Annotated in this window: 6 protein-coding genes; 5 read left to right on the top strand and 1 reads right to left on the bottom strand. The window is 68.2% G+C overall.

The genetic code is table 11. The features are described 5' to 3' along the window. The first annotated feature begins 108 nt into the window (after window positions 1–108). Together rpsR and rplI are read left to right on the top strand one after the other, a co-directional pair. Window positions 109–501 (top strand): 30S ribosomal protein S18, encoded by a 393-nt coding sequence (rpsR, locus tag VEG08_05110; protein ID HXZ27362.1) that lies wholly within the window; start codon window positions 109–111, stop codon window positions 499–501. 96 nt (window positions 502–597) lie between these two features. Further along, window positions 598–1,050: a 50S ribosomal protein L9 gene (gene rplI / locus VEG08_05105; protein ID HXZ27361.1), complete on the top strand. Its 453-nt coding sequence runs from the start codon at window positions 598–600 to the stop codon at window positions 1,048–1,050. A gap of 108 nt (window positions 1,051–1,158) precedes the next feature. Here the strand turns inward: rplI and VEG08_05100 are convergent, their stop codons facing one another. Continuing rightward, window positions 1,159–2,268: a photosynthetic reaction center cytochrome c subunit family protein gene (locus tag VEG08_05100; protein HXZ27360.1), complete on the bottom strand. Its 1,110-nt coding sequence runs from the start codon at window positions 2,266–2,268 to the stop codon at window positions 1,159–1,161. Window positions 2,269–2,714: 446 nt separating this feature from the next. On the opposite strand from VEG08_05100, the gene VEG08_05095 reads away from it, so the two are divergent. The 3 genes from VEG08_05095 to VEG08_05085 form a co-directional block, all read left to right on the top strand. Continuing rightward, window positions 2,715–3,311 (top strand): sigma-70 family RNA polymerase sigma factor, encoded by a 597-nt coding sequence (locus VEG08_05095; GenBank protein HXZ27359.1) that lies wholly within the window; start codon window positions 2,715–2,717, stop codon window positions 3,309–3,311. A 4-nt stretch (window positions 3,312–3,315) separates the two neighbouring features. Further along, on the top strand, window positions 3,316–4,239 hold the full coding sequence (locus VEG08_05090) for a zf-HC2 domain-containing protein (protein HXZ27358.1): 924 nt from the start codon (window positions 3,316–3,318) through the stop codon (window positions 4,237–4,239). Window positions 4,240–4,294: 55 nt separating this feature from the next. Beyond that, the coding region (locus VEG08_05085) for a hypothetical protein (protein ID HXZ27357.1) at window positions 4,295–5,116 on the top strand (822 nt) is incomplete at its 3' end.

Below are 5,116 nucleotides of genomic sequence, written 5' to 3'. Positions count from 1 at the left end.
GTCCGCAGACCGCCGAGATGGCGACCGGCAGCGAGCCGGCGCCAGCGACGGTGTAACCGGTTTGTCGAGTGGCGGCCATGCGGTCGCCTCTCAAGATGAAGGAGAATCATGGCTGACGAAGAAAAGAAGGAAGTGACTACGACCGGCGAAGCGGCGACGAAGCCAGCCGCCACCGGGGAACCAGCCGGGCCGACGGCGCCAGCGCGGCGTCCCGGGGGATACGGTCCTGGCCGGCGCCCGGGACCGGGTGGACGTCCTGGCGGCCGGGGCGAGGGCGGGCCGCGCAAGTTCTTCCGCCGCAAAAAGGTCTGCAAGTTCTGCGTGGAGAAGATCGACTCCATCAACTACAAGGACGTGCGCCTGCTGCAGCAGTTCGTGGCCGAGCGCGGCAAGATCATTCCCCGCCGGCTGACGGGGGTGTGCACGCCGCACCAGCGCCGCCTCACCGCCGCCATCAAGCAGGCGCGCAACATCGCGCTCCTGCCCTTTGCGGCGCGCTAGGAAGTAACCGTTTCAGGTTCCAAGTTTCAGGTTTCACGCCCCGCGTGACCTGCTTGCAACGTGAAACGGGAAACTCGAAACAGGAGTTCTGACGACATGGAAGTCATCCTGAAAGAAGATGTTCCCAAGCTAGGGGCGCGCGGCGACGTGGTCAAGGTGGCCGACGGCTACGGCCGCAACTACCTGCTGCCGCGCAAGCTGGCCATCGAGGCCACGCCCGGCAACCGCGCCGTCATCGAGCAGATGAAGCAGGCGGCGGTGCGCCGCCTGGCCCGCGACAAGGCCGACGCCGAATTGCTGGCCAAGCAGTTCGACGAGCTCACCCTGACCTTCTACCGCCGCGTGGGCGAAGGCGAGCACCTGTTCGGCTCGGTCACCTCTTCCGACATCGGGGAGGAGCTGGAGGCGCGCGGCTTCAACGTGGACCGGCGCAAGATCCAGCTCGACCAGCCCATCAAGAACCTGGGCGAGTTCCCCGTGCCCATCAAGCTGCACCGCGACGTCACCGCCAGCGTCAAGGTGCGCATCGAGCGCGAGACGGTGGAGTAGCTTCCCCGCCGCGGAGCTCTTTCGCCGCGGATCCACGCGGATTGGCGCAGATCAGGCCGGCGCTCTTCGGGCGCCGGCCTTTTGTCTGTGCTGACGACTGGCGACCGGCTACTTCGCCGCCGCCGGCATGGCGAACTTGCTGTCCTCGACCGGCAGGTTGAGCTGGATGTCGCTGAACTCGCGCACCACGCCCGAGCTGAGCGTCCCCGAGGTCACGCGAAAGGGCAGCTTGAGCTTGCCCACGGGGCGGTAGTCGGCGAAGTCGGTCTGGAGCGGGGAGGGGCCGAAGGCGGTGGCCACCTGCGTCTGCTTGCGCACGAGCAGGCCGTTCTCGGCGTCGAACCAGAGCTTGACCGGGCTGGCGCCTCTGCGCGTGCCCTCCACCACCCAGGCCGCGCGCCCGTTGACCGTCTCCTGGCCGGCGACTTTGGTGGTCAGGTAGTCGTCGAGCTGGATCAGGTCGAGGGCGGCGGCGCGCTCGCGCACGGTCTCGACTTCGCGCGGGTTGAGGGCGCGCACGCCGCGGGGGTTCTTCATCCAGCCGGAGTCGCCGTCGTAAGCGTAGGAGGAAGCGGCGCCGTTGGGCAGTTGCTGCACCACCAGCAGCTTGCCGGGCCCCGAGGCGTACATCTCGATGGGCGTGGGACGGGGCGCCTCGTTGCCGTCGTAGCCGGTGGCGGTGCCCTTGTAGACGCGGGTCTGGATGGCGTCGGCGGCCTCGCGCCCGCCGACCGCCTTCAGGTAGCGGGCGAACAGATCGTCCACCGACGGCACGGAGGCCGGGGCGGAGGGCTGGGGCTGCATCTGTGCTACCCAGGCGGCCTGGGCGATGGCAGGGACGGTGGCCGGCTTGGGCTGGCCGTGATGGCAACTGTTGCAGGTGACCTCGGCACGGCCCTCGAAGTGGTCGCGGTCGATGGCCGCGACCATCTGGATCATCTTGCGCGCCGTGACCTTCTCCTTCTTGGCGTCGCTCTCGCGCGGGTCCACGTGGCAGTGTTCGCAGGGGACGCCCAGTGAGCCCGACATGAACTGCATGGTGGGGATGAGCTGGGAAGCAGGCATGCCCTTGAGCACCTGGATGTTCTTGTAGACTTGCTCGGCGGGTTTCTCGGGGGGAGGCCCTGCCGGAGGCGCCTGCGCCGCCGTCCAGGAAGCGGCCAGCAGCACCGCCAGGAACCCGCCCAACTGCATGCACTTTCGCCCAGTCTTCGCCATGACCATGCCTCACCCCCGCAGCAGCGGGACCGCCTAGTAAACAGCAGGGGGGACCGTCAGCGCAAATCCTCCCTGCGAGCCCTCTCCGAGAGGTGGAACAGGGAGGGATCAGGGACGAGCCGCAGGCCCAATCTAGGCCGCGAAAGCCTATAATCCCTGCTCACGGTTTCGCTTCCGGCTCGTCCAAGACCATGGAAGCCGAGACCCCGGATCGAAGGTCCGCGGGGAACGGTTGAGCGGTTGAGAACGGCGGTCTGAACGGACGGGCCGCGGGTAGTCCAGGAGAAGCGATGCCGGCCCAAGCAGTGCACCCCATGCCTCCCTTGGGGGCAAAATGGTGGTGGATGTCCGGTCCCAAGCCCGAGCGGGCCGGGGAAGGGCGAGGGAAGGCAGACGCGAACGGCGGCAAGCCAGTCGGTCCCGAGTCCCTCCCGTCGCGGGGAAGCATGGTGGGTCAGGTTTCGAGCCGCGTGGACGACAGCCTGCTAATCCGGGAAGCGCAACGCGGCAGCCGCGTGGCCTTCGAGGAGCTGGTGCGGCAGTACGACAAGGCGGTGCTGCGCCTGGCCCTGCACCTGACCGGCTCGGAGAGCGACGCCCAGGACATCTACCAGGAGGCCTTCCTGAAGGCCTACAAGAACCTGGGGACGTTCCGCTTCGAGTGCTCGTTCTACACCTGGATCTACCGCATCGTGACCAACCTGTGCCTGGACCATCTGCGCAAGCGGACGACGCGCAAGGAGGACGCGCACGTGGCCACCGCCGAGGACGGCAGCGAGTACGACCTGCTCGACCACGTCTCCGACGACCGCGCCGGCGCCAACCCCGAGCACGACCTGATGAGCCGGGAGCTGGGCGCCCGCATCCACCGCGCTCTGGGCAAGCTGACCCCGCGGGAGCGCCTGGTGTTCGAGCTCAAGCACTACCAGGGGCTGAAGTTGAGGACCATCGGCGAGATGCTCTCGACCACGGAAGAAACGGCGAAGAACACGCTCTTCCGGGCTACGCAGAAGCTGCGCGGCACGCTCGCCGACATGAGGTGAAGCCATGAACTGCGAATGGGTGAAGGCCAACATCGTCCTGTACCTGTACCAGGAGCTCGCCGACGACGCGCGCCACGAGTTGGAGCAGCATGTGGAGCGCTGTCCCGGGTGCGCCGCGGAGATGCGCGACGCGCGCGAGTTCCAGGAGAAGATGTCGTCGCTACCGGTGGCCGAGCCTTCCCCCAACCTGCTGGCCGCCTCCCGCCTGCGCCTGAACGAGGGGCTGGAGACCGCCGAGCAGGGCGCCTGGTGGTCGCGCTGGGTCTTCGACCTGGGTGGCTGGATGCGCCAGGCCAAGCTGGCCCCCGCCCTCGTGACCGCGGTCTTCATGGTGGGCTTTGCCGGCGGCATCCTGGCCACCTGGCAGGTGACCCACCGGCCGAACGCCGGTCCCGGAGACAACTCCACGGCCCAGGCTTCCATCGCCGGCATCAACGACATCACTCAGGTCCCCGGCACCAACCAGGTGCAGATCAAGTACGACACGCTGCAGCCGCAGTCGGTGCAGGGCTCGCTCGATAATCCCCAGATCCAGCAACTGCTGCTCTACGCGGCCCGTGCCAACGCCAACTCCGGGGTGCGCATCAATGCCACCAACATCCTGGCGCAGAATTCCCAGGACAACCAGGTGCGCGAGGCGCTGATGTTCTCGCTGCGCTACGACAAGAACCCCGGGGTGCGGCTGAAGGCGCTGGACGGGCTCAGCCCCTACGTGAAGGACGACATCCGGGTGCGCAACGCGGTGCTGGAGGCGCTGATGAACGACGCCAACCAGGGCGTGCGCTCCGAGGCCATCCACCTGCTGCAGCCGGTGCGCGCCGATTCCAGCGTGCGCCAGGCATTGGTGACCCTGGCCGCGCAGGACAAGAACGACTACATCCGCTCGGAGGCCAAGCGCATCCTGGCCTCGACCGCACAGATCGACTGACGGCCCGGCTGCCTCCGGGCAGTCCGGCGACGAGATGGGAGAGAGTGAGAAGAAAGTGAACAAGAAGCTCCAGATCGGAATGCTCACGCTCCTGCTGACCGCGGCCCTGGCCCCGGCGCAGGAGGTCACGGGGAACTGGGGCGCCGGCTATGGCTCCGGCAGCTCCAGCCGCATCTACCGCGAGGGCGGGGGCTGGGTGCAGGAGGTTTCCGGGAGCTTGTCGGCGGCCCGCAACGTCAAGCTCAAGACCGACATGGGCAACGTGCGCGTGCAGGGCGGCGCCCAGAACATCACTTACTCCTTCAAGATGCGGGTGAACGGCGGCTCCGAAGAGTCGGCGCGGCGCCGGCTGGAGTCCTTCCGCGTCGCCGCCAGCCGGCAGGGCGAATGGGCGGTGATCAGCGGCGACTGCGTGGGCGAGTGTCCGCGCAACGCTTCGGCGGAGTTCGTCCTGGAAGTGCCCGCGGACACGGCGCAGGTGGAGTTGGGGAGCGGGGGCGGCAACCTGACGGCCACGGGGCTCAACGGAACGCTGGCGGCGGAGACCGGCGGCGGGAACCTGCGCCTCGATGCCCTGGGCGGCCCGGTCTCGGCTTCCAGCGGGGGCGGCAGCGTAGAGGTCGGTTCAGTGCGCTCCAATCTGTCCGTCTCCACCGGTGGCGGCAACATCCACATCGGCACGGCCGGCGGTCCGCTCAGCGTCTCCACCGGCGGGGGTACGGTGACGGTGGACAACGGCAATAACGCCGTGGAGGTGGAGACGGGCGGCGGCGGCATCCACATCAACCGCGTGGGAGGCGCGCTCAAGGCCAACACCGGCGGGGGCAACATCGAGATCGGGGACGTGGGCGGCGCCGTCATCGCCGAGACCGGGGGC

This window comes from Terriglobales bacterium (assembly GCA_035624475.1).
Lineage (GTDB): Bacteria > Acidobacteriota > Terriglobia > Terriglobales > Acidobacteriaceae > DASPRL01.
The sequence above is the reverse complement of the archived record's forward strand: the minus strand, read 5'-3'. Positions and strand labels throughout refer to the sequence as shown.

What these genes read in the sequence shown, in the direction of transcription:
- VEG08_05100 (HXZ27360.1), bottom strand. Translation starts at nt 2,268, where the DNA reads ATGGCGAAGACTGGGCGAAAGTGCATGCAGTTGGGCGGGTTCCTGGCG.
- VEG08_05095 (HXZ27359.1), top strand. Translation starts at nt 2,715, where the DNA reads ATGGTGGGTCAGGTTTCGAGCCGCGTGGACGACAGCCTGCTAATCCGG.
- rplI (HXZ27361.1), top strand. Translation starts at nt 598, where the DNA reads ATGGAAGTCATCCTGAAAGAAGATGTTCCCAAGCTAGGGGCGCGCGGC.
- VEG08_05090 (HXZ27358.1), top strand. Translation starts at nt 3,316, where the DNA reads ATGAACTGCGAATGGGTGAAGGCCAACATCGTCCTGTACCTGTACCAG.
- rpsR (HXZ27362.1), top strand. Translation starts at nt 109, where the DNA reads ATGGCTGACGAAGAAAAGAAGGAAGTGACTACGACCGGCGAAGCGGCG.